The 24273-nt window shown below is 48.9% G+C and carries 20 protein-coding genes, 1 tRNA gene and 1 other RNA gene; 9 read left to right on the top strand and 13 right to left on the bottom strand.

What is annotated here, in order from left to right:
- Nucleotide 1: 1 nt before the first annotated feature.
- A complete protein-coding gene (locus HZC01_03785; protein MBI5037792.1) occupies nt 2-1645 on the bottom strand; it encodes an arginine--tRNA ligase in 1644 nt (547 codons plus the stop codon).
- Nucleotides 1646-1746: 101 nt separating this feature from the next.
- On the opposite strand from HZC01_03785, the gene HZC01_03780 reads away from it, so the two are divergent.
- The 7 genes from HZC01_03780 (at nt 1747) to HZC01_03750 (ending at nt 4631) form a co-directional block, all read left to right on the top strand.
- The gene (locus HZC01_03780; GenBank protein MBI5037791.1) at nt 1747-2277 is read left to right on the top strand and encodes a hypothetical protein; all 531 of its coding nucleotides are present in this window, start codon (nt 1747-1749) and stop codon (nt 2275-2277) included.
- 95 nt (nt 2278-2372) lie between these two features.
- Complete coding sequence (gene smpB, locus HZC01_03775) at nt 2373-2819, top strand: SsrA-binding protein SmpB (GenBank protein ID MBI5037790.1); 447 nt, start codon at nt 2373-2375, stop codon at nt 2817-2819.
- A 118-nt stretch (nt 2820-2937) separates the two neighbouring features.
- Nucleotides 2938-3324, top strand: a transfer-messenger RNA (tmRNA) gene (ssrA, locus tag HZC01_03770).
- A gap of 12 nt (nt 3325-3336) precedes the next feature.
- On the top strand, nt 3337-3894 hold the full coding sequence (locus tag HZC01_03765; GenBank protein ID MBI5037789.1) for a translation initiation factor IF-3: 558 nt from the start codon (nt 3337-3339) through the stop codon (nt 3892-3894).
- Nucleotides 3895-3985: 91 nt separating this feature from the next.
- Nucleotides 3986-4186 (top strand): 50S ribosomal protein L35, encoded by a 201-nt coding sequence (gene rpmI, locus HZC01_03760; GenBank protein MBI5037788.1) that lies wholly within the window; start codon nt 3986-3988, stop codon nt 4184-4186.
- Between the two features lie 3 nt (nt 4187-4189).
- Nucleotides 4190-4534 carry a 50S ribosomal protein L20 gene (rplT, locus tag HZC01_03755; GenBank protein MBI5037787.1) on the top strand — a complete coding sequence of 115 codons (345 nt, stop codon included), beginning with the start codon at nt 4190-4192 and terminating at the stop codon, nt 4532-4534.
- A 22-nt stretch (nt 4535-4556) separates the two neighbouring features.
- Nucleotides 4557-4631: transfer RNA gene (locus HZC01_03750), tRNA-Asp, on the top strand.
- Between the two features lie 69 nt (nt 4632-4700).
- Here HZC01_03750 and HZC01_03745 read toward each other — a convergent pair.
- From HZC01_03745 to HZC01_03715, 7 genes are all read right to left on the bottom strand, one after another.
- Nucleotides 4701-6893: a FecR domain-containing protein gene (locus tag HZC01_03745; GenBank protein MBI5037786.1), complete on the bottom strand. Its 2193-nt coding sequence runs from the start codon at nt 6891-6893 to the stop codon at nt 4701-4703.
- 22 nt (nt 6894-6915) lie between these two features.
- Complete coding sequence (locus HZC01_03740; GenBank protein ID MBI5037785.1) at nt 6916-9654, bottom strand: right-handed parallel beta-helix repeat-containing protein; 2739 nt, start codon at nt 9652-9654, stop codon at nt 6916-6918.
- 18 nt (nt 9655-9672) lie between these two features.
- Entirely contained in the window at nt 9673-11451 is a 1779-nt protein-coding gene (locus HZC01_03735; protein ID MBI5037784.1) for a phosphodiester glycosidase family protein, read from the bottom strand.
- Between the two features lie 182 nt (nt 11452-11633).
- Complete coding sequence (locus tag HZC01_03730; GenBank protein ID MBI5037783.1) at nt 11634-13802, bottom strand: hypothetical protein; 2169 nt, start codon at nt 13800-13802, stop codon at nt 11634-11636.
- 9 nt (nt 13803-13811) lie between these two features.
- On the bottom strand, nt 13812-14318 hold the full coding sequence (locus HZC01_03725) for a hypothetical protein (protein MBI5037782.1): 507 nt from the start codon (nt 14316-14318) through the stop codon (nt 13812-13814).
- Entirely contained in the window at nt 14311-15264 is a 954-nt protein-coding gene (locus HZC01_03720) for a hypothetical protein (protein ID MBI5037781.1), read from the bottom strand. The genes HZC01_03725 and HZC01_03720 overlap by 8 nt, the downstream gene beginning before the upstream one ends.
- Before the next feature lie 369 nt (nt 15265-15633).
- Nucleotides 15634-16479, bottom strand: coding sequence for an MBL fold metallo-hydrolase (locus HZC01_03715; protein MBI5037780.1), 846 nt, complete (start codon nt 16477-16479; stop codon nt 15634-15636).
- Nucleotides 16480-16519: 40 nt separating this feature from the next.
- Between HZC01_03715 and glpX the strand changes: the two genes are divergently transcribed.
- Nucleotides 16520-17470 carry a class II fructose-bisphosphatase gene (gene glpX, locus HZC01_03710; protein MBI5037779.1) on the top strand — a complete coding sequence of 317 codons (951 nt, stop codon included), beginning with the start codon at nt 16520-16522 and terminating at the stop codon, nt 17468-17470.
- Nucleotides 17471-17474: 4 nt separating this feature from the next.
- Entirely contained in the window at nt 17475-18476 is a 1002-nt protein-coding gene (locus tag HZC01_03705; protein ID MBI5037778.1) for a fructose-bisphosphate aldolase class I, read from the top strand.
- Between the two features lie 8 nt (nt 18477-18484).
- Here HZC01_03705 and HZC01_03700 read toward each other — a convergent pair whose 3' ends face one another.
- The 5 genes from HZC01_03700 to HZC01_03680 form a co-directional block, all read right to left on the bottom strand.
- Entirely contained in the window at nt 18485-19993 is a 1509-nt protein-coding gene (locus HZC01_03700; protein ID MBI5037777.1) for a ComEC/Rec2 family competence protein, read from the bottom strand.
- 169 nt (nt 19994-20162) lie between these two features.
- Entirely contained in the window at nt 20163-20483 is a 321-nt protein-coding gene (locus tag HZC01_03695) for a hypothetical protein (GenBank protein ID MBI5037776.1), read from the bottom strand.
- Between the two features lie 318 nt (nt 20484-20801).
- Nucleotides 20802-22697 (bottom strand): glutamine--fructose-6-phosphate transaminase (isomerizing), encoded by a 1896-nt coding sequence (glmS, locus tag HZC01_03690; protein ID MBI5037775.1) that lies wholly within the window; start codon nt 22695-22697, stop codon nt 20802-20804.
- Between the two features lie 10 nt (nt 22698-22707).
- Nucleotides 22708-23808, bottom strand: coding sequence for a peptide chain release factor 2 (gene prfB / locus HZC01_03685; protein MBI5037774.1), 1101 nt, complete (start codon nt 23806-23808; stop codon nt 22708-22710).
- A gap of 44 nt (nt 23809-23852) precedes the next feature.
- A complete protein-coding gene (locus HZC01_03680) occupies nt 23853-24272 on the bottom strand; it encodes a hypothetical protein (GenBank protein ID MBI5037773.1) in 420 nt (139 codons plus the stop codon).
- Between the last annotated feature and the right edge of the window lies 1 nt (nt 24273).

Raw genomic sequence — 24273 nt, 5'->3', positions numbered from 1 at the left:
ATTACATGTTTTCGGGGGCGGTGATGCCCATGGTTGCCAAAACGTGTTGGAGTATGATCTGCGTCGCGCGAACTAATTTCTGTCGATGACCGATAACGGTCGCGCCATCAATCACCCGACATTGAGTATAAAAATCATGAAACGCGGTAGCAAGTTCGGTCGCATAGGTCGGAAGTCGGTGCACCTGATAAGAGACGGCAACATCGGTGAGTAATTCAGGCCACCGGATTAACTGCTTGATCAGCCGTACTTCTGACGGATGGGTTTCTTTTGGCAGGAGCTGCGTACCATCTGTTTTCAAAGACTTCGCTTTCTTCAGTATACTACAGATACGCGTGTGGGCATACTGAACATAATACACCGGGTTGTCTTTCGACTGTTTTTTTGCCAAATTTAAATCAAAATCCATATGCGAATTAAAATCGTGCATAAGGAAAAAATACCGCGCCGCATCCACGCCGACCTCATCCACGAGCTCCTCCAGCGTGACGAAAGTGCCGGCACGCTTAGACATCTTCACCTCTTCGCCGTTGCGGATGAGACGAACAAATTGCATCAAAATTACATCTACAATTCCAGGCAACCCGAGCATGCGATGCGCGGTTTTTATTCGTTGTGCATGACCATGATGATCAGCACCAATTAACCAAATATACCGATCGATTTTTCGGCGAATAAACTTATCATACAGGTACGCAATTTCTGATAAAAAATATGTGGGCTGTTCGTCAGCCTTAATCAAGACATGGTCTTGCTTTTCCCCCGCATCTTTCATTTTCAACCAAATTGCTCCTTCAAACTTAAAGAGCAGGCGCAATTCTTTCAATTGTTGTAGAGTGCGATCAACGAGCCCTGAGGTGTAGAGTGATTTTTCAGAAAACCAGGTATCATAATGAACGTTTAATTTCTTTTCTAATAGCCGCTCAATGTCTACAACCATTTTCGTCAGAATACGACCTTTAATTTTGTCCTTGATTTCTTGAATTTTTTCCGCGTTTTGGAGCGTATAATTTGGCACATTGATCCGCCGGGCCAAATCACTCACATAATCTCCCTGATAACAATAATCCGGATATTCCATTTTAATGCCCTGATTGATCCAATACCGGCGCAGCACTGATTCAGCTAAAATATTAACCTGGTTCCCGACGTCATTGAGATAGTATTCCCGCTTCACTCGATACCCGGTAAAGCGTAAAACACGTGACAACGTGTCACCGGAAAAAGCGCCGCGCCCGTTAGCCATGGTGACGGGACCGGTTGGATTTGCCGAGACATATTCGACCACGACGCGCTGACCATGGCCCACGTCGATTTTTACCGCGGCGGTCTTGCGCAACGTGATCTCGCCGACCTGACGTGCTAACCAGCGCGAATCAAGAAAAAAATTAATAAACCCTGGCGCCACCACACTCATTTGGCGTACTGCGGAAATTTTTCCCAAATCAGCGATAATTATCTTGGCAATTTCAAGCGGATTCATCTTTAGCCGAGGCGCTAATTGCAACGCGAGTGTCGTCGTATAATCACCAAACCGCTCTTCCGGCGGATATGCCAAATCAATGCGTGGCAAATCATCTAATTCGGGCCACCGCTGTCGCACCACCCGCTCAATTTTTTGCGCAATATAATTCTTGAAATGCATAGGTACAGTATAGCACAATCAGCGCTTGACGAACGGCGGAGCTAGGATTAGGATTAAGGACTTTGCACCTTCTTATCGATACCCACCAACAGGAGGACAGTATGTCTGATAGCACTCTTCAGTATCTAAGCGTTGATTTGTGTGTCATCAGTCACGAACAATGCATTGATCCTTTGCCGAGCCAGGCGTCAACAATTGATCAGGAGCATCTGATCGCCCTCATTCACGCCGACACGCAAGCCTGCGCCCTTATCCAGCTCCCTCCCAAGACGATCAAAAAATTATCGCAGATCCAGCTTGGGCATATTCACGCCGACACATTACTGGATGAGATGATGATGTTAATTCCCGCCCAACGGCCTACGCTCGATGGCATCTATCTGAGTAATAGCAACGGCTGCCTCATCGCCGAACTTGGATTCAAGAATAATGGATCGCCGACTGAATACGTAGCGCTCCCTCAGATCGATGCAGCGCTCTGTACCGCGCTTATACTGGATCATATGTTTTCTGAAGGATTTCCACTCTTTGTGGAATACTCAATTCTCAATGGCGCACTCTATCGAGATATCCAAAATCTCTATCAGTACACTGAGTCTGTGGCGCGACTAACTTTCGTTCCGCGAAAATAGCCTCCTGGCGTAGCGGAGCTTTCGCACCTCGTCCGACGTGATATAACGCCGGGCGAGATTTATTTACCAGCCAATATCGACTATACTACAGACCTATGCCTACCCTAGCCACCAACAAACGGGCCTATCATGATTACCACGTACTTGAGGAATACGAGGCGGGTATTGTATTAGCCGGTCCGGAAGTTAAGTCTGCCAAACTGGGGCATATGAGCCTGCAGGGTGGATATGTTTCTACGCATAACGGCCAGCTTCGATTATTGAATACCCATATTAGTAAATACCCCCGCAGTCAGAACCATGTGCTCGATCCAATTCGGGAGCGCAGCCTCATCATGCGCCGGAAAGAAATTGATTCTTTGATCGGTAAAGAGCACTCCCAAGGGTTGACAATAGTGCCACTTTCTGTTTATACTAAGGGCGGCTTCATCAAGGTCAAACTAGGATTGTGTCGAGGTAAGAAGCAATTCGACAAGCGCGCTGCTATCAAAAAGCGTGAAACCGATCGGGACATCCAGCGGGCACTGCGCCAGAAAGCATAACCGCACTCTGCTTGTGAAAAGTATCGAAAACCATCCGCCTGAGGCGGAGGGTTTTCAACAAGAGTCATGAGGGGAAAACTGTAGTTGTCCCCTCATTATCTCCTGGGAGCAGAAAAAATCGACAGGTGCACGTTGATATTCATGGCAAGTCATCTCTTGTTATCGTGAGATGTAAATCAAACTGATAACACTATACAAATGCCAATTCATTTGTTTCAAAAGTGAAGGCTACGATCGCTTCGGCGTTCCGTATGCCGGCACTCGCGGTTGCATAATACATCCAACCGCCATTACCTATACAACGCCCGATAGTATAGCGTAGTGACATTTTCGGGATACGGAATGCGCGCCGTCACCGCGTATTCTCGACAATTGGTGTGACGAACAGCCGCCCGGACTTTTGTTCGCTTTTACCAGGCGGTTGCCAAATCCAAACGAACTACACTTGTAGAAATGAATACCGCGAACATCATGGACAGGGGTGCAATACCCCTCGCTTCCACCATCTATTTAATCATTGACTGCCACTCCTATCCGCCACGTACATAAACCAAAGTTTGTCCGCCGCAACCGGGTCAACCATCAGATCCAAGTTCCTGAAGTGAGAATCATTGACGAACAGGGCCAGCAGCTCGGCGTCATGTCAACGAGTCAAGCGCTCGCGACTGCTATCGAACGGGGTCTCGATCTCATCGAAGTCTCACCCATGGCTCAGCCCCCCGTCTGCCGCATCGCAAACTATGGCGCGTTCTTATTTAATCTCGACAAGAAAGAACGCAAACAGAAAGCCAAGCAGAAAAAAGTTGAAATCAAGGGCATTCGCCTCACTCTAAAAATCGGACCGCACGACTTAGAGAATCGTCGCCGCCAGACCGCCAAATTCCTCGAAAAAGGCGACAAGGCAAAAGTAGAAATGATTCTGCGCGGCCGTGAACGCGCCTATGCGGATCGCGCTCAGGAAATCATGAAAAAGTTTGTGGACGATCTCGCCCAGGGACTGCCCGGCGCAGCGGTAGAAAAAAATGTCTCCCGCCAGGGCAATCGCTTATTCATGATTATTGGATTGAAAAAATAGCCGATAATCACGGCTACTCCCCCTTCCTACCAACCGTTGACTTTTTTGAGTATCCTTATTAAGCTATAACCTACCTAATTCAGCTACTACCATGCCAAAACTCAAGACCCACAAAGCAACTGCCAAACGCATCAAACAGACCGGCTCAGGCCGCCTGATTCGACGTACGGCAGGCCAGGATCACTTCAATTCCCGCGAATCAGGAGTGGTCACCCGCCGCAAACGTCGCGACCAATCAGTGGCCGCCACTGAAGCGATAAAATCGATTAAGCAATTAACTCCGTATCGATAACCTATGCGCGTCAAACGAGGTACTAGTCATGTTCATCGCCGAAAACGATTACTTGCACGCACGAAGGGTTTTCGTTGGGGTCGCAAAAGTCTTATTCGCCGTGCGAAAACCGCTGTCAAAAAAGCTGGCGCCCACGCCTATCGCGATCGCCGCGTCAAGAAACGAACCGCCCGAAATCTATGGACGACAAAAATTAATGCTGGCTCACGAGAACACAATGTTTCCTACAGCCGTCTGATCAATCTGCTGAAGAAAGCTAATGTCCAGCTAGACCGAAAATCATTATCGTATCTTGCTGAACACCATCCAGATTCATTTGCTGCGCTGGTTAAAGAAATCTCCAAATAATCCTGCCGACTGTCCCCAAAGTGGGCCCATGGTGTAGCCCGGTTAACACGCCTCCCTGTCACGGAGGAGACCAGGGGTTCAAATCCCCTTGGGCCCGCTTTGGGGATTGATTATGCATGAACAAAAACAGACCGTCTAAAAGACGGCCTGTTTCGTTTTTGCAATTTTACTGCACCACTCCCGCAATGACCGTCACCGTATTACTGCACGCTACTTGCCCTTGTGAATCCAGCACACAAACACTGTAGTAATGTGTACCGCTGGTTATAGTCACCGCCGCCGACCGCTGTCCGACCACGGCGCCCGTGTCAGAATAACTTCGTTCACTTTTATCAGAAATTGCCTTCAAATAGCTTGAATCAGGGTAAGTTGGAGTGCTGTCGGTCTGGGACCAAACAATTTTATACGCCGAAAAGTCTGCTTCATTTGACTGCGTCCATGAGAGAACGACCGCACCGCCATCGACAACTGCAGTCAATGAGACAGCCACGGGAGCGGCATTGATATGGATAGCGGTAACGCGCACCACATTACTACAGTATATCTCATTACCCACCGCGCAGATGCGATAGTAATACGCCTTACCCTTTTTCGCGCTGTAGTCGAGGTGGCTCAGCTCATCATCAGATTTTGCAGCAATATACCCGTCATCAGGATAGCGAAGATCTGCGTCGGTTTCTGAACGGACTACCTTGTAGTATTTAAATCCGGTAATGTCTGACGCGTCGGTCCACCAAAGGCCCACGCCATTTTCCTGAGCTTTAGCAGACATGGTTATGCTGACAGAGTCACTGGTAGTTGGTGCAGTGGCAGTCACCGCAACGTCGTTGCTGTAGACCGTGCAGCCATTTTCAGTATATTGGCACACCCGGAAATGATAGGTCTTGCCGTCAGTGAGAGTCCAGGTATAACTTCGGACGGCCGAGTCACTCACCCGCTCAGCGGTGTCTCCTGGATAACTTGGATTTTCTTTATCACTGCGAATAACTTTAAATCCATTCGTCACGGTGATATTTTCTACAATCCATTTCAATGTAATACCCGTACTTCCAGCCGTACCTGATAAAAATATACCAACCCGCTCTTCGTCAGCCTCTTCCTCCTCAGCCGCCGCAGCTTTCCCGCGCATAAATATCACATTTGAGCAAAAAATTGCATCGTCTGACATGAGCTCACAAACTCGGTAATAGTAACTTGTTTCTGCTGAACCGGAGGTATCAGTAAAACGTTCCTCTCCCGAACGAAGCGCAGCGATAACGTCCGCGCCCGGATAGACCGGCTCAGCCTCGGTTGTAGACCGAACCACTTTGTACTGGCTGAAACTACTGCTGGTGGATCGGTTCCATTTCAAAGATACGCCCGTGGTAGTTGTTTCACCAGTTAAGATCAATGGAGTGGCCTGCGTCTCGCTGGGAACGGTTACGAGTAGCTCCTTGACGGTACGATCACCCGCCGCATCAGTAGCAATGACCTCGATAACATTTTTGCCGGCCATCAGCGACACTGTATGAGCAAATGATAATTCAGCCAGTGCAACTGCCGTACCATTAATGGTGACACCGGTGGCGTCGCTTGAGACAGTGCCAACTACCTGAACCGAGGTGGTGCTGGTCACCAATGGGGTCGTCGGCTCGGTAATGGTCAGAGTAGGCCCGGCATACGGCTCAAATGCACCGAGGTCATCCGTCTTCTTTGAATCCTCTTCCTTATTCCACGTATACCAATCGCTTTGTAATGAATCCGCATCAATTTCCGCCACACTAATATCGTCGCTCGTCTCGGTTATTAACGCTTTTGACCCTTCGGGTACCTGCTCGTTATCTAAATCAGTATCGACGACCACGGAACTTTCAATGACGCCGACTGTTTTTGTATCACCACTATCAATCACATCAAAAGCGGTGCCTAATGCGCTCACCAGCATATCATCGCTGCTCACCGAATACGTACGATTAGGATTCTTGGCCACCCGATGATAGGTTGCGCCGTTCTGCTGGGTAATAATCATCCGATTGGTACCCAATTCCGTCAGCACCACTTCCGTGGTATATCCTAAACGCATGACGTCGCCATTCTCAAATTCTATGATCGCCTTGCTGTCGATGCCAGTTGATACCTGATCTCCAGCATGCAAAATGGTGTCCGTCTCAACGGTCGCCCAATCTGCGCCGTCTACACGCACCAAGACGGTCCCCTGCTGATATGCGAGCGTAGCGGCAACTGGTTTATTGGACTCACCAAATGACAGTAATGCTGGATCAATAAATCCGTTATTTTGTGTATACCAATAGACACCCCCAAGTATAACGCCGATAACAATCAGCAAGACAATTGAAATGACGAAATAATTGCGTTGCATAACTTTACAAATTAATTAATTTTTAATCTAAATCTATGACTCGAACTTGCGGTGCCCCACGTCCTCGAGGAATCGTTATCAATTCATCGGCTCCATCTCCATCAACATCCCCACCCGCTAATTGTACACCGCCTAGAAAACTGGTGCCATAGGCAAAAAATTCATCGCGCCACTCTTGACGACCTGAGTATACTTTGACAAAGGGAGTTGCGTTATCCCCGACTCCAACAACAATCTCTTTCGTCCCGTCGCCATTGGTATCAAGACCGGCAACCGATACGCCACCACGATAATCTCGATTGAAAGCGAAAAATCCAGGCGAATCCCGTCTTCCGGTACCACTGGAAACGTTAAAAATCTGAATATGTGGAGCGCCCCACTGCGGGCCGGTAATTATTTCATCTATACCATCATCATCAGTATCAGCCGCGGCTACACTGATACCGCCACGAAATCCCTTATCATACGCCATAAAATTTGCAATTATGCGTCCAGTGCCACTATACACCATCACTTGCGGCCCACCACCGCGCCGAGCCGCTACAATAATTTCATGCAAGCCATCTCCATTGATATCGCCACAGGCAAGGTTGATACCACCAGTAAACTTTCCATCAAAAACAAAGAACCCTTCATGAAGTCGTTCACCAAATCCGTTAAAAATTCGAATTAACGGCCAGCCACCGCGATCTTGCGCCGTAACAATTTCTTCAAGCGAATTCCCCATGACGTTGCAGGCGGTGACGGTCACACCATTACGCAATCCAGGATCATAGGGGAAAAACTGGCTGCGTACATTGCCAGCATTATCAAATACGCGCACATGTGGCGCCATACCCGAAGTGGTACCAACAATAATTTCCTCCCGATAATCGCGCAGCACATTGCCGGCAGCAACCTGATATCCCTTCCGCTCGTCGGACCGGTACGCAAAGAATGATGCGGTTGACTCCGTCAAACGAGGCGACCAGGCCATGGGTGTAGGATTGACGCTCGTTCCGGGAGCAGGTAACGGCGAAGGTACCGGATCTGCCGTATCATCAAAAAGTTCTTGATCAGCAGATGACTGGCCACCACCTGTTATGCTTGCTAGAGCAACTATCACCGCCTGTGAGCTAGAGAGCGTGACAGGATAGGCAATACTTTTAAATCCAGTTTTACTCACATAAACAGTATGGGGCGTAAACGCTGTGCTGACGAACGGTTTGCCTACGTATGAATTAGTTTTCACGGCAAATAGTGCCTGACCCTCACTATCGGTCGTCCCGCTGCCAACTACGGTACCAGCGTTATCACGAATGCTCACTGAAGCACCCGCAAGCGGCACTGCTGATTCGTTGGTCACCGCAAGTGAAATGTACTGCTGTATATGATAACTCACATCTGCACCGGCCGCCCGATATCCAGCATTAGTTGGGTTGATCCATACATCATAAGTAGAGTCAAGGAAATATAAGTCTTGAGAGGGTTTGCTGCCAGTATAAAAATACAAGAATTTTAAATTGGTAGCTTCGCCCATTTGGGAAAATGAATTTGACCGAAAATGTACATCACTGGCTGAATCGTAATCAGCGAAAACTAAATAGTTGTTCCCCTGTATATCATTGTGATGGATATCAAAGCCACTACTTGGATTCACTCCTGTCAAGTGTATCGCGGCAGCCGTACGATCATTATCCCACGTAATCGCAACAAATGTGTTATCAAATATTTCACTATTAGACGGAGCGCCAGAGCTAGGATCATGCGTTATATCAAGGGCATAGGCATGGCCAAAACCATTGCCAGCAGTAGCCCAAATCTCATTATCATGAATTGAAGCATAATAACTATTTTCAACCTTAATTCCTTGAGTCCAGCCCGGGCTGTACTCTAGATTTGCCCCTTCGCTAACTGAAATTGTATTATTATATACTTGAGCGCCCGTGACACCTGCTAAATGAATACCACGACCATTATTCGGTGTGATAGTGTTGCCATAAACACGAGCATTATTTACTGAAACCCCGATCGCATAAGGATTCGCTACTATTCCATCATTGCTAATATAGTTGTCATAAATATATACCGGCTGAGTAGCGGATCCCTGACGCACCCGAATTCCATATTGCGGTCCACCCCAGATATAATTATTATGAATGCGTAAATTTCCATTACCTCCTTCAAATCCAATCACATCGCGCCCTTGATGTCGATTTGTTACAACCGAAGAAAAATTGATGAGGTAATTATCAGAAACAGTAGCTCCGCTGCTGTAATTAAAATAAATATTACCCGTATCATCGCCGTTGGATTGCGTTAAGGTACCGGTAATGGTTGTATTATCTGAGCCCCAAATATATATTGGGTAAGATTCGGTGCCATCACCAAATTGAACTATCATGCCATTCTGAATAGTCACATTATCAGCACCTACAAATGCACTATTCGGAATACTCGGGTCAGGAAACCACGGGCGGCGAGTAACACTCGAGGATGGTATTGCCACACCGTACATTCGAGTAGCCGATCCAGTGCCATAATAAATGGTGTGTTCTTGTAAATCAAGTGTGATACCATGCGCAGCAATTGTGAAACACGTTCCTGTTGCAGTCACATCTTGAGTTAAGAGATATGTCTCATTGGCGGTCGAGAGCACTCCACAGGCAGATATATTTGTTGCAGCATCAGCAGCCGGAGCTAATAAAATTACCACCGCTCCTACCAACAAAAAACCCACTACTAAAGTAATGCTAGAGGACAAACGTGATTGTATAAACATAGACATAACTTATTACTATTATAAATTAATCATCCGCACCTGCGGTGCGCCGCCCCCGCGTGGCACGGTGAGCAGTTCATCCTTCCCGTCCCCATCCACGTCCCCACCAGCTAACTGCAATCCACCCAAAAACGTCGTGGCATAGGCAAAAAATTCATCCTGCCACTGCTCTCGAATATTATATACCTTCACAAAAGGGGTAGCATTATCTCCAACTCCCACTACAATTTCCTTTTTACCATCGCCATTGGTATCGACCCCAGCTACTGCCACACCGCCGCGATAGGAAGTGCTGAATGCATAAAATCCGGGGGATAATCGTTTGATAGCGTTGCGCACCTGAAATATTTGAATATGTGGTGCGCCGGTTTGCGGACCGGTGATTATCTCATCTTTCCCGTCGCCATCGGCATCGGCGGTAGATACCATGATTCCGCCACGGAAGCCAGGATCATAAGCCATAAAATTTGTCAGCGCCCGGCCTACTTCATTATAAATCATCACTTGCGGTCCCCCGCCGCGCATCGCACCTACTACAATTTCACTAGTACCATCGCCATTAGTGTCACCACAGGTTAAATTAACCCCTCCAGTAAATTTCCCATCGAGTACATAGAATCCACTACGAATGAGATTTCCCGACCCATCAAATATCCTCACCAACGGCCATCCACCGCGCCCTTGAGCAGTCACGATCTCATCCGAGCCAACGCCGTCAATATTACACGCAGTCACATTTACGCCATTGCGCAAACCAGAGTCATAAGCAAAAAACTGCTTGAGCAAATTTCCCTTGCCGTCATATACCCGCACATGCGGCGCTAATCCGGAAGCTGTCCCGGTTACAATTTCGTCCTTGCTATCACCCAGCACATTACCGCTTGAAACGGTGAAACCAGAGCGCAGAGTTGAGTCATAGGCAAAGAAGGAAGTACCCGATGCCACTCGCGGTTGTGGAGCAGCTGACACGGTCGAACCAGTGGATGTAAAAACAAGTGCATTCGGAATATTCCGACCGGGCCCCAAAATATAGCTCCCATTATAATGCAAGGCTGAGGAGCCGCCACCATCAAGATTCATCGCATTATACATACCCATCACCTTCAACGCCCGACCCAGGTCCATGACCGTAGCAGATGAGGCAACCGCCAAATATACGTTATCCCCTTTAAAGGCAATGGCAGATCTGTTTGATTTTACCGTGCGCTGTTTCGTATCCAAATCCGAATCCGTAACTATTAGATTACCTTCGAAAATCAACCCCGGACCATTCGAAATGACGGCAGCTAACTCAACCCCCGTCCTAGACTCAAACTCCGTTTTTCCCGGCCAATCTTTTGCATAGCGGAAAAAGTGAGTTGAATTATCTTTGCCAAAGGCAATGACCGGACCTCGATTAAATTGATTTTGGTATGAATTACTAAATGCGCCGGAAACCGAATCATACCACAGCCAAAAATACGATCCATCTTGGCTTGCACAGGATGCATAATCAGCGGGACAAAAATAACTTCCGTTGATACCGGCAAATCCGCCTACCTCCTGAACAAAAGTCCCCAACGATTGGACCGGGCAATTGTCCTTGCAATCGCCATCGTACGTAGTTAACGATTTCACGCCGAGACCCTCGCTCTTCAGATTAATTCGTATCAATCGTACCGATATAATGCCAGCGCCAGTATCAACTGCTAAGCTTTCATAGCCACTATCAACGGCAAGAGCCGGGTGTACACCAATAATGAGAATGCCAGCCAACACAACTAAACTAAAAAAAATAGTGCGCGGCACTACTGACATACGAAGGAGAGTCGGGATTACTTTCCTCATAACGTAGTAAAAATGATTATTTGATTTTTATTTTCATTGCTAGTATAGCATAAATAAACTACTTTTGCAAGTCATTCTGCAATAAAAAACAGGCGCTGTGATTGAATCACAACGCCTGGTAGATTGTTACATAATGCTCCCGAAGGGAAACATTATACCGATGAACCCACCGGCGGGGGTACGATCAACTTCGCTTCATACTGCCGTCCAGACAATATCAGGACTAAGTTGAGTTTATAGAAATCATACGGAAGTTCACCAGAGAAAATCAGCTTAGCGCCAATTTTCTGGCCGGTGTTCAGCGTGCGTACTCCATTCTCAAGATTCTTTTGTTCGTATTCTCCGCCCCAGAGTGGGTTTTGAAATTGAACCTCGGAAACCTTTAATTCTGGTAAGTACGCATGCCGCACTAGGTGAGCGGCGTACTCAATGCGAGTACCACGTCCAATGTACAATCGCTGAGGCGTGCGATCTGCTTCTGGACCCGGTTGCGGGTAGAGAAACGTTACGTACGCCGTGGTAGATCCAGTGCCGCGCGAAAGGCTATCGATGCGTACACTAATAGGCAGTGTATACATCGAATTTTCCGTGACCGCAACTGGCCAGGTCACTGAAGCGAGAGTGCTAATCGGAATTTCTTCCGAATACATCCCCTGCTGGGCGACAACGAGCCTTGACCGCGGCGGTTGACTCGGTTGAGTCCGCTGTAGCTGCGGTGTGGGAGTTGCATTTGGAACTGGGGCGGTGGACGGAGCCGCCGGAGTGGTATCAGCAGGGTTTACCGGCGAAGGAGGGATAGAAGATTCAGATTGTTCATCATCCACTTCATTCTTCGCTACAAACTGCACACTGGTTGGGCGGCGCAGCATGAGCGTAGTTCCTTCCTTCAGCGCTTTCTCAAAGAAAACCACATCGATGTCATTGACGACACCGTCCTGATTAACATCAGCATACGCTGAGTCAATTGAAGAAACCTTTGTGGATTTATTGACGATTTTCTTAACTACCTCAAGGTCACATGAGTCAACCTTGTGGTCAAAGATAACGTCGCCACCTGGACGCGTAACATTGCTCTGCGCAACCTCACGTGCACCATTGCCCAACCAGTCCTGGGCTGTGCGGAATAGTAACTGCTGATTACCGCTGTCAGGAATCGCAATGCAAATTACACACAGTGTCGCCACGATCCCCAACTTGAGAAATGCATTGACAACCGTGGTATTCTGCAAGAATGTACGAATCCACGTTTTGCGAATAGCAGCTACACCCAGCACGAGAAGTGCGATGATACTTCCAATAAACATCCAGCCAGGCAGATGCCAGACCTGGAGCATTTCGAAAGTAATCGTCGCACCGCCCACAAAGAAGAACAACACAAACAGCGGATTGTAGACTGACTCCAGGAACGGAGGCGTCTTACCCTTGTTGGCAAAGCGCATAAGAATATATGCAATGCCAAGCAAAGGCAGGAATACGATCAGCGCCAGAAAGCTCAGAATGAGCAAAAACGGCGCAGACAGCACCAGAGTCGTCGGCTCAACCCCGCCAACCATATAGGACAGCGTGGGAATGAAAAGCCACGACCCAATAAAGATCCCGGAATGGCCCAGAATCCGACGCATGATGGCGCTGCGCCGACGGCGTCGAGACTCTCGACGTTCGGCACTAACCATCGCCTCTCGACAAGCACGGTCACGCGCTTCTCGCTCAGCAGCACTCAGAATGAGGGCGCTTTCTGGAATGGTATTCTGGCTCGAATTCGGAGCGGACGGCCTATCAATACTCGCTATAAATGTATAATCGACGAATATCGACAGAAACAGCATAATCAGCGCCGAATAGAGCCCCATCATCCACACTGATTGGCCGGTGAAGCCTGCCAGAGGAATGATGAGCGCAGAGAGGAAACACAGAACCATGACTGGCAGGGCCAATCGAACCGCGCGCATATAACGCACAAAGACGGCAGTCAAAAATGACTTCGTCGGATCGAGGAACTTATCAACGCCTACAGCAATCATGCTGAGGAGATTAATGAAGTGCCCCCAGATCGTGTGTTTCTTCTTGAATGCTTCGAAGGCACCATATACCGCGAACAGGTGTTCAACGGTACGAAGCCCTTTGGTTTCATTGAAGAGATCACCGAGCTTCCCGAAAAAACTACCGATGGAGCTAAAGAACCCCTCTTCTACCTTCTCTTCCTTTTCAGGAACAGCCGCTTGCTGAGACGTCGGACTTGCCGACTGAACCTCAACCGGTGCGGATGCTGCAGCCGGAGCCTTCAGCTCAGCTGCCTGTTCTTTTTTCTTTCTATTAAACATGATACCTTCCTATCGAACGGTTGAATACTTCCCGGCCGTAATGATGAGTGAACTCACCACCGGTGCCGGCGTGGTTTGAGAAGCTGTGGGACGACAGAAGTCAGCAAGCCAAGAAAAATTCTTGGTTCCTGCAAAACGACTGGCCGCTTGCTCTAGCAATTCGGCACCCCGCTTCTTATCAGCAGCAGCCCATTCTTCGAATTTCTCACCAATAGACTCAAGGACGTCCCGACACTTGTTCAGGAATTTCTCCGCGTCAAGCTCAAGCTCGGCACGAAGACGACGGCGATTCTCCGCATGGAGTTCGTCAGCCAACGGATCATTGTCCAAGAAATTCCGTAGGCTTGAGGCAGCTACTTTAGTAGTAACTGCTCCCATAATCCATGCAATGACGATGTCCTTGATCGGCCGTTCTCTGACGAACTGGCCAATACCTTCGAAGAGGCCATTTACTGTGTCGAGTGCACTACCGACGACTGCGGACGGCTGTGACGATTTGTCGTGTGTTTCAGACATATTGACTCCGATTCATCTTTCTGATTTCCCGCTGACGCCGAGTGCGTTCACGGTAATCCATAAGTTCTTTAACGGCGGCATCGGCACGCATACGCGCACGATCGACCATTTCCTGTGTGACCTTGCCCCGATGGATCCCAAAAGTGCGCTTCAGCTGGGTCTTCCAGTTAGGATTAACACCCACCATCTTCGCACGCGCTTCAAGATCATCAATCGCGGCAACGGCTTGCAAATTCGCCACGGCTTCATCTTTTTGGAGATGATGCAGCGCGGCCAAATACGCATAGAAAGCCGGACGATCCTTGTCAGAATCGTTTGCTTCTGAGGTCATGATCTCCATGATTTTCTTGAAAGCATTCTCGTCTGCCAGGCGGAGCCAGGACAGTACCGTAAATGCTTTCGTTGCATCAGTACCATGATGCTCCGTTTTCGGTTTTGCCGAAGTCGGAGGATTGAGTACCAATTCATCGAGGAGACTTACCTTTTCCTCTCGCTCCTTGCGGATCAAGAGGGGCGTAAGAAATGCGGTGAGCAACGGGACGGTTTTATAAATCCGCCCAATCGCTTCCAGGATAATCTCCCGTGTCCCTGGCGGCTCTGCCGAAAGCAGCCCCCCCAAGAACACCGAGAATTTCTGATCAAGCGCTGCCATTGTTGTTAGCGCTCGCTCAATATCCTGTCGACTACGATTCACTTGCTGTTGGCCTGAAGATTGCTCTCCCTGGCCTTTGTTTTGCTGATTGGGATTTCCCCGACCAAACCTGTTCTTCATATCTTCCTCCGAAAGATGATTAATCTCGCGCCAGATCGGCTCTGCAATTGATCGCAGATCCTCTGGCATGGTATTGATGACCTCAGCTCCGATATCGTCACCTGCTGGTAACGACCTCACAAATAGAGCAAACTGATAAATCAGATTCTCCATTACTGGGGTTTTTCGAACCATAGAGAAGACAGTCGAAGCAAGTTTCCGAATCAGCACACCGCGAGCGACTGCTTTTGTAGTAGACGCTGCGATTTTTGCCGTATTTACCATTATCGCTCACCTCCTTTCCGAGGTGGACGAGTTTTATAAACTCTCCAGGATTGATTTACAGGCGCCCTGGCACGCCATATACCCGAAGGTATATCGAACGTCAAAACGTTCATAGGAATACTCCTTTCCACGCCCGAAAATTTCGGGGTGAGCGATTGATTGTTATTGGTATAGTTGATGTAACTTCCGTAGATATATTGTCAAAGATCATTACTGATCTTTCCGTCTATTTCACTTATGTTTCCATAAGCAAAACAGCTTGGCATAGTACTATATTAATCATTTTTTGTCAAGGGGTAATTCAATCACGATATCACTCAGTTGATCGGTGCGTTTCACCGCTGCACCTACGTATTCCAGACGCTTCAAAACACTGGCTTTCGGATGCCCAAACGTGTTGTTACCCAAAGAAATAACGGCAATAGCAGGGCTGACTGCATTAATAAAAACAATTGAGGACGACGTATCACTCCCATGATGTCCAACTTTCAAAATATCGCTTTCAAGTTCAACTCCCGCATTCAGGAGTACTTGCTCAGTCGGCACACCGGCATCTCCCGTGAAGAGTATTGAATTATTTTGATAGCTTAGACGCGCGACGATAGATGACTCGTTGATATCATCGATTGATTGCCCTGACATATCGGACAATGGATAGAGTACCTCAAGCTGCACTTCATCAAAGGTAAATGTTTGACCAGCATGAGCGATTAATTTTTTACTTGAAACACTTTCGAGCCTCTGTAGCCACTCATCATATTGTGGTGCATCATACGCGACATCCGTGTACAGAATATTCTTGACCTCATACCGCTCGAGCACCGCCAGTAGTCCGTTCAAATGGTCGGCATGAGGATGCGTCAGAATCATCAGGTCAATCGAATGTTCATAGAATGGTAGCGCTGCACCAAGCTTTTCTAAAATTGTTCGATCAGGCCCCCCATCAATCAAAATAGTAGAACCTGCCGAAGTTTGAATTAACGCACTGTCTCCCTGGCCAATATCAAAAAATGTTACCCGAACCCCAGCCGGTCGCTGCTGCAATTGAGTAACAAAAAGAAAGGCAATCAATACTATTAGAAAACTGCCACTAACTATTATTTGCTTTATTTTTTTCTGATTCATATACATTGACGCTGAGGATATTTACGGGTACCATTACTCTATGGACAGAAATCTCGCACTGGAATTTGTTCGGGTTACTGAGGCTGCGGCAATCGCCGCGGCCGAGTGGATTGGCTATGGTGAAGCAAAGAAAGCCGACGGAGCGGCAGTCGATGCCATGCGCTCTCGATTTAACCAGATTGATTTTGCTGGCACCGTGGTGATTGGTGAGGGGCAAAAGGATGAAGCGCCCGAACTCTACGTCGGCGAGACTATTGGAACCGGCGCCGGTCCCGCTATGGAAATCGCCGTCGATCCTCTGGAATGCACCGACAGCGTAGCCCACGGCCGGTACAATGCGATGGCCGTGATCGTGGCTGGTCCAGTCGGCTCGCTTTTTCGCGCGCCCGATACCTACATGAACAAAATCGCAGTTGGTCCAGAAGCAGCGGGCGTGATTGATCTCGATGCCACTCCCACCGAAAACGTATTAAAGGTCGCTCAAAAGCTGGGCAAAGACACGCGAGAGATAACCGTCATGGTACTTGACCGCCCCCGCCATACGTCCCTGGTCGAGGAACTCCGTGCCGCTGGTGCCCGGGTCCGAATGGTATCAGACGGCGACGTGGCCACAGCCGTAGCTACCTGCATGCCGGAACATGACATAGATATGGTCATGGGCATCGGCGGAAGCACCGAGGCAGTCCTCGCCGCTGCGCCGGTCAAAATTATGGGGGGCCAATTGCTCGCCCGATTTACCCCGCCCAATGACAAGCATGCTGCAGTGATCGCTAACGCGGGATATGACACCAAAAAAATTTATACCGCCGAGGATTTAGCCCACGGCCGACAATTGACGTTTACTGCCACCGGCATTATTGATGGACCCCTCCTCCGTGGAGTCATCACCCGCCAACGATTCATCGAAACGCACTCGTTAGTCTTACGTGGATCTTCCGGCACTGCTCGATATATTTCGACCCATCACGACGCATATAAAGCATCATCATAAAATTATGAACCAATCACTCCATGACATTGCCCAAGCCTTAGTCGCCGACCATAAGGGATTTCTGGCAGCAGACGAATCGGTCTCGACCGCCACCAAGCGCCTCGAATCTATCGGCCTCGAATCGACCGAGGAAACGCGTCGTCAATACCGGAACCTTTTTTTCACCACGCCGGATATCGGCAACTATCTATCAGGCATTATCCTCTTCGAGGAAACGCTGACTCAGTCTGCCGATGATGGCACCCCCTTTCTTGAACTACTCAAGAAGCATGGTGTCATTCCGATCATCAAAGTGGATAAGGGAGCTCATAACCTTGCCCTCTACCCGGGAGAAAAAGTAACGGATGGACTGGATAAACTCCGCGATCGATTTGCTGCTTTTTATCAGCAGGGCTGCCGTGCTGCCAAATGGCGCGCGGTCATAACCATTGACGGTGATTGGCTCCCGACCGTCGCCTGCATGCAAGCCAACGCCCATGCCCTCGCCCGCTACGCCGCCCTCGCCCAAGAGGCCGGTATCGTGCCCATCGTTGAACCTGAAGTATTGATCGACGGACCGCACGACCTGGCGCGCAGTGAAGCGGTGACCACGCAAACCCTCGAAATCATGTTCCGAGAATTAGAAAATTATCGAGTTGACCTTACCGCCGTCATTCTGAAATCCAGCATGGTCATTAGTGGAAAAGAGTGCTCAACTCAAGCCTCACCCGAGGAAATTGCAACCGCTACTATCCGTTGTTTCAAAAAATCAGTCCCACAACAGGTACCGGGCATTGTCTTCCTGTCCGGCGGCCAAACGCCTGAACAAGCCACCAGTAATCTGAACGCGGTGGCAAAAGCCAATGATGGCCCATGGAAAATCAGCTTCTCCTACGCCCGAGCGCTGCAGGAACCGCCGCTGAAGGTTTGGTTGGGCAAATCAGAAAATGTTGCAGCAGCCCAAGCGGTATTCCTTAAGCGGCTCCAGGCCAGCCACGCCGCAGTCAAAGGCGAATTCGTTGCCTAACAATAATTTCAAAGAGCCGCCGCCGGTTGTGCATCAGCCGGCGGTTTTTTATGCAGCCACCACAGCCATACCACCAATACGAGATACGCGATAATTAAAACTGCAATGGAAATGACCGGAAGATGCACTGCTGCAAACGGCAACCCAGCCCACCACCGGATGAGAACAAGTATGCCGTGCAACAATGCCCAGGTCAGCCAACCAAACCATGCTGCCAGCATGGGTACCACAAACCCAAGCAGCCCCGTGACAAACCCAAAGCCCATCGCAATCGGAATAAATGGCAATATTAAAACATTAACTAGCGGGGCAATCAGAGATACAGTGCCAAAATAATATACAATGATCGGCAAGGTCATGACGATGGCAGACAGTGTAGCAGACAAACTGCTGCGCAAGGCAAACAGGTCGGGTACCCATCTCAGCCATCGCTCAATCAATGGCGAAAGATATACCAGGCCGAATGTGGCGAGAAATGACAGCTGGAAGCCGATGTCATAGAGAAGTACCGGCGGATTCATCCATATCATGATACACGCAGCCAAAACAAGGGCTTGGGCAATGCGGCTCATCCTCCCCAACTGCCGAGCCAGCAACACCAGGCCGCCCATGATCCCCGCTCGAGTGACTGAGGCAGCCGCACCAGTCATCACCACGAAAAAAATAATCACTCCCACGGCAACCCAAAAAGCAGTTCGGCGAGACAACCAAAACGTGCTGCATAATTTCTGAATGCAGATTGCAATAATTGAAATATTATACCCAGACAACGCAATGATGTGGGACGTGCCAGTGATACGAAAGGCAGCCCGCACCGACTCGGGTAATGATTGTTTGGCACCAACGAGCAATCCAGCGGCAAACGACGCCTCTGGTTCACCCATCACCCGCGTCAAACGCTCAATAAACTGTTGCTTAACCTGAATCAATCCTGATATCAGTGGACTGCCCTGCCCGCGGTCGATCAGTTTGATCTGCGGCCGGAAACAAACGCTATAGATATGTGACAGTGATACATACCGACCGTAATTAAAATCGCGCCCGTCATCCGACTGGATAATCCCCGGCTGCTCGATGCGGCACCGTATCCAGAGCCGGTCGCCATACTGATATTCGGGGTACAGCAACGCTGAGACTAATATTAGACCAGATAATAAATTACCATCATCATCGGATTGCACCGCAATGGTCAACTTTACTTGATCGCTGCGCACGTCAGGCTCGGCGTCAACGACACCAATGAACGAAATAGTTTGACCGTGATATGGCACCAGTCCATCTTGCTCTGCCGCAGTCATACTCGCGTATGATCGCCACATCCCCAGCGCGAACGTAATCAAGCAAATACCCACCAGTAAACCGGCACGCCAACGACGTTGAACAACAGCAATAACCAGCCCCGAAGCGCCAATAGCAATCATGGCTTCAACCGGGAGTTCAAACAGGAGACCTAGGGCAGCGCCAACTAACAGTGTAATTCCTCCTGCTAAAAAAATCGTTGCTTTTTGTGGATACATAATAACCTCCCCAAAAATATGGGAAGGTTGATAAATCTAATACTAACCTAGCAACAGCTCGCTGTCAAATCCCGTTAGAGATTTATCTCTCACGAGATAAAAAATAAAAGGCAGGATCCAGCTGGATATCCTGCCTCATGAGAGAAAAATGAAAAATGGAACGAAGTGCTCAGGTCTTATTGAGCGGATTGATTACCTTAGTAAGCCCTCGGGCCCGTCCGGCTGCATTTAAGGTAAACTTGCAGCACAAGTCACCCCGTCTTTGCTTAAGTCCGGCCGGTCCTCCGACAAGAATATCAGGAGGATTATCAATAGTCCATCCCTTACACTTATCGCAGTACCCAAGCGGTTCTTTTGAAGTGACATGAGCTTCTCCGACAATCTGTACACTCTGAGAGGCTCCACACTCATCGTGCGGACAATCAAACAATTGCGCCTCAGAGGCAACTGCCTCTTGAGCAGTTATGACAGTTCCATTGTCTTGTTCCATGGCGGTGTTTCTTTCTGAATTGAGTTTCAGGTTTCAAGTTGCTTTTTTCCGAAATGATGTGCATCAGCTTGCTCCTTTCATACTGATGCAGGTTTGTGGTTGTTGGTTTTGAATGTCTTTTGAATGCAATGAAAAATCACTGCGTTATTTTTTCACCTCGGTTTACCAAGGCGGGGGGAACGGCGAAAAAAGATCACCGCCTACAGCTTCTTTTCTGCTCATTTCCCCACCATACCTTGGATATGTCAAATTGCATTATGGCTCAGCCTACCAAAAAATAAGCCCTTTTGTCAAGGGAACATCCTCACCAATGACAAATTATTCCACCGTTACCGACTTGGCGAGATTGCGCGGTTTATCCGGATCAAACCCCTTCTGCACAGCAATTTCATAGGCAAGCAGCTGCAGTGGAATTGTGGCAAGAACCGGTACAAGATGTGCCAGAGTATTAGGGATCTCAATCACCCATTCAGCTAATTTTGAAATCTGGGCATCCCCTTCGTTCACTATGGCAATGATACGGCCACCGCGGGCGCGCACTTCCTCCGCATTGGAGACGATTTTGTCATAACTCTGCGGTTCCTCGCTGTCCTGGGGGGCGACAATTACCACCGGCATATTTTCATCAATCAACGCAATCGGACCATGCTTCATTTCCGCCGCGGAATAGCCTTCGGCGTGAATATAAGAAATTTCTTTCAATTTAAGCGCACCCTCAAGGGCAATCGGATAATTATATCCGCGACCTAAATATAGGAAATGATCGCTGGAGCCAAATGCCTGGGCAATTTTTTTGACAATGCCGCCGGTGCCGTTGCGGTCGTACACGCTATCCAGCACGCGCTGTACTTTGTCCGGTAATCGATCAAGTTCATTTACAATCTTGATTGCGTCTTCCGGGGCAATTCGTTTCTTACCATTAGGCAATGGTTTGACCCGATCAAGGATCTCAGCTAAGCCAACATTGAGGATGGACAATGCCACTACTTGGCAGGAAAATGCCTTCGTTGAGGCCACGCCGATTTCTGGTCCCGCGTGCAAATACACGCCGCCATCAACCATGCGAGCAATCGCTGAACCAACCACGTTGACCACCCCCAGCGTGTAGGCGCCTAATTCCTTAGCCAGTGTCACCGCACCTTTGGTATCCGCGGTTTCGCCAGACTGAGAAATAGCGATGGCAATGGAATGCGGAACGATCACCGGATGGCGATATCGGAATTCTGAGGCTTGTTCGCAGGTGACCGGAATACGGAGTGTCTTCTCCATGAGAAACTGGCCAACCAATCCGGCATGCCATGATGTGCCGCACGCAAGTATCTTAATGGAATTAATCGTGCCTACTCCATCGACAAAACCATTCTTGAGACAGCGTAATCGAACCGCCGCTCGATCAGCGTGCACCCGGCCGCTCAGCGTCTGGCGAATTGCGGTCGGCTGTTCATAAATTTCTTTTAGCATGAAGTGCGGGAAGCCACCCTTTTCAATCTGCTCCAGATCCCAGGTAATCTGCTCAACTTCCTTATTAACAATTTGATTATCAAGCGTGCGAACTGAATAGGTGTGCCGTTTCAAAATTGCCACTTCCCCATCACTGAGATAAATCACCTGACGCGTATAGGGCAGTAACGCCGCAGCGTCTGAAGCGATAAAATACTCACCTTCACTAATGCCTAAAACGAGCGGGCTGCCATTACGAGCCGCAATCAACGTATCGGGCTCGTTGCTGCTCATCACTACCAGACCGTAGGCGCCTTTCAGTTGCACCAGCGCCATTTGCACCGCTTCCTCAAGCGAATGATTATTATGATACCGCTCAATCAAATGTGCCACTACCTCCGTATCCGTTTCCGAACGAAACGTATGTCCCTGCCGCTGCAACAATTCGCGCAACGAACGGTAATTTTCGATAATGCCATTATGTACCAATGCTACAATCCCATCTTGCCCTGTGTGCGGATGGGCATTTGCATCTGACGGGACACCATGGGTCGCCCAACGGGTATGGGCAATGCCGATTGATCCCGGAAATTGCATGCCACCTAACTGCCGTTCCAATTCTGCGATGCGACCGACCGCCTTCCGAATCAATAAGCCGTCACCCACTGTGGCAATACCGGAGGAATCATAGCCCCGATATTCTAAACGCTTCAGACCATCCAAAAGGATAGGTCTGGCTTCACGGGTGCCAATATAACCGACAATTCCACACATATATCAGGTATTATACTCTCTTTATCGTTTCACGTAAGTGCTGCTCGATGAAACTGTCCAGGCCACCATCCAGCACTCGATTGACATCTTGTTCTTCATATTTCGTCCGATGATCTTTGACGAGCTGGTACGGCTGCAATACATACGAACGCACTTGATTACCCCAGGCGGCTTCTTGATACTCACCACGCAGCGCTTGTTTCTCAGCCTGCTGTTCTGCCTGGGCAATGGCGTGCAGCTTTCCCTTCAATATTTTCAATGCGGTAGCTTTATTTTGCTGTTGGGAGCGTTCGTTCTGGCAAGTCACGGTGATGCCAGTCGGGATATGCACGATACGCACCGCGGAATACGTCGTATTCACTGACTGGCCGCCTTTACCTGAAGACATGTACGTGTCAATCCGCAGATCTTTATCGGCTATTTGTATCTCATCTGTATCATCAAACTCAGGCAATACTTCAACCAGGGCAAACGAGGTATGGCGCATTTTTTCTGCGTCAAAGGGTGAAATGCGCACCAAACGATGCACGCCCGCTTCCGCCTTGAGATAACCGTAGGCATAGCGTCCCTGCACTTCGAAAGTCACGCTTTTGATGCCTGCTTCCTGACCAGCTGATTCATCCACGACGCGTGCGGTCCACCCTTTTTTTTCAATATAGCGTAAATACATCCGAAGCAGCATGGCCGCCCAGTCTTGCGCGTCAACACCGCCCGTACCCGCATGAATCGCCACAATCGCATTGCGCGTATCATGGCGATCAGAGAGCATCAGATAAAACTCAAGCGAAGTAAATGACTGCTCCAGTTCAGCTAGACGCTTGGTGATATCATCCGCCAAACTATGATCTCCGCTCGCGATACTATCGCCAGCCAAATGCTTGGTTTCTTCCACATCTCGACGGATGCGCTCCCATTGATCCAGTTCCCGTTGAATCTCGTCGTGCCGCTTGCTTTTCGCTTTTGCCCGATCGGGATCCGACCAAAAATCAGGCTCGGCCATCTCAAATTCAAGCGATTTCATTTCATCTCGCTGGTGGTCGAGATCAAGCAGCTTCCAGGTCCGTTCAATTTTTGATTGTAATTCCTCCAGTGACGCGAGTAATTCTTTCATACCCCATATCCTACCGGAAAATAGGAAATCTCGCCAGGTCTGCCTTAGGCAGCTTCGGGCATGTCCTGTTTCATATTTTCCCGCAAACCAGCCATCAAGTGAGTATACAATTCGAATTCGGTACTTCCGCTCACCAAATGCCGCGGATCAGTCATCGCTCGCGCAAATTCGTGCGCAGAGTGATAATCGATGATGTTCTCAACAATAGCTTCAAGTAAATGCGCGGCGGTTGCCGGCGCGCCCCCCATTTCAATCGTATGCTGAAGCGAGGTGGTCAACTTACGAAACATCTTGCTGCTGTCACGGAGCTGAGCATACGATCGCGTCCCTTCCGGATCTAACTCGTGCGCTAATTCATACAGTTCCTCAAGCATGGCACGAGCTTCTTGCAGCTCAGGATGCGACTCGGCTTCCAGGGCTAGCGCTTCGTCTACAGGTTCACTCATGTGCTCTCCTTTTGGCATA

It is taken from the genome of Candidatus Kerfeldbacteria bacterium, assembly GCA_016214565.1.
Taxonomy (GTDB): Bacteria; Patescibacteriota; Patescibacteriia; order UBA10025; family JAHIVO01; genus JAXDBW01.
The sequence above is the reverse complement of the archived record's forward strand: the minus strand, read 5'-3'. Positions and strand labels throughout refer to the sequence as shown.

Bases quoted from the DNA above. Each gene is read 5' to 3' on its own strand.
- HZC01_03725 (MBI5037782.1), bottom strand. From the start codon at position 14,318: ATGTCTGAAACACACGACAAATCGTCACAGCCGTCCGCAGTCGTCGGT.
- HZC01_03700 (MBI5037777.1), bottom strand. From the start codon at position 19,993: ATGTATCCACAAAAAGCAACGATTTTTTTAGCAGGAGGAATTACACTG.
- prfB (MBI5037774.1), bottom strand. From the start codon at position 23,808: ATGAAAGAATTACTCGCGTCACTGGAGGAATTACAATCAAAAATTGAA.
- HZC01_03695 (MBI5037776.1), bottom strand. From the start codon at position 20,483: ATGGAACAAGACAATGGAACTGTCATAACTGCTCAAGAGGCAGTTGCC.
- glpX (MBI5037779.1), top strand. From the start codon at position 16,520: ATGGACAGAAATCTCGCACTGGAATTTGTTCGGGTTACTGAGGCTGCG.
- HZC01_03745 (MBI5037786.1), bottom strand. From the start codon at position 6,893: ATGCAACGCAATTATTTCGTCATTTCAATTGTCTTGCTGATTGTTATC.
- HZC01_03720 (MBI5037781.1), bottom strand. From the start codon at position 15,264: ATGGTTCGAAAAACCCCAGTAATGGAGAATCTGATTTATCAGTTTGCT.
- glmS (MBI5037775.1), bottom strand. From the start codon at position 22,697: ATGTGTGGAATTGTCGGTTATATTGGCACCCGTGAAGCCAGACCTATC.
- smpB (MBI5037790.1), top strand. From the start codon at position 2,373: ATGCCTACCCTAGCCACCAACAAACGGGCCTATCATGATTACCACGTA.
- rplT (MBI5037787.1), top strand. From the start codon at position 4,190: ATGCGCGTCAAACGAGGTACTAGTCATGTTCATCGCCGAAAACGATTA.
- HZC01_03735 (MBI5037784.1), bottom strand. From the start codon at position 11,451: ATGTCAGTAGTGCCGCGCACTATTTTTTTTAGTTTAGTTGTGTTGGCT.
- HZC01_03785 (MBI5037792.1), bottom strand. From the start codon at position 1,645: ATGCATTTCAAGAATTATATTGCGCAAAAAATTGAGCGGGTGGTGCGA.
- HZC01_03680 (MBI5037773.1), bottom strand. From the start codon at position 24,272: ATGCCAAAAGGAGAGCACATGAGTGAACCTGTAGACGAAGCGCTAGCC.
- HZC01_03715 (MBI5037780.1), bottom strand. From the start codon at position 16,479: ATGAATCAGAAAAAAATAAAGCAAATAATAGTTAGTGGCAGTTTTCTA.
- HZC01_03780 (MBI5037791.1), top strand. From the start codon at position 1,747: ATGTCTGATAGCACTCTTCAGTATCTAAGCGTTGATTTGTGTGTCATC.
- HZC01_03730 (MBI5037783.1), bottom strand. From the start codon at position 13,802: ATGTTTAATAGAAAGAAAAAAGAACAGGCAGCTGAGCTGAAGGCTCCG.
- HZC01_03705 (MBI5037778.1), top strand. From the start codon at position 17,475: ATGAACCAATCACTCCATGACATTGCCCAAGCCTTAGTCGCCGACCAT.
- HZC01_03740 (MBI5037785.1), bottom strand. From the start codon at position 9,654: ATGTTTATACAATCACGTTTGTCCTCTAGCATTACTTTAGTAGTGGGT.
- rpmI (MBI5037788.1), top strand. From the start codon at position 3,986: ATGCCAAAACTCAAGACCCACAAAGCAACTGCCAAACGCATCAAACAG.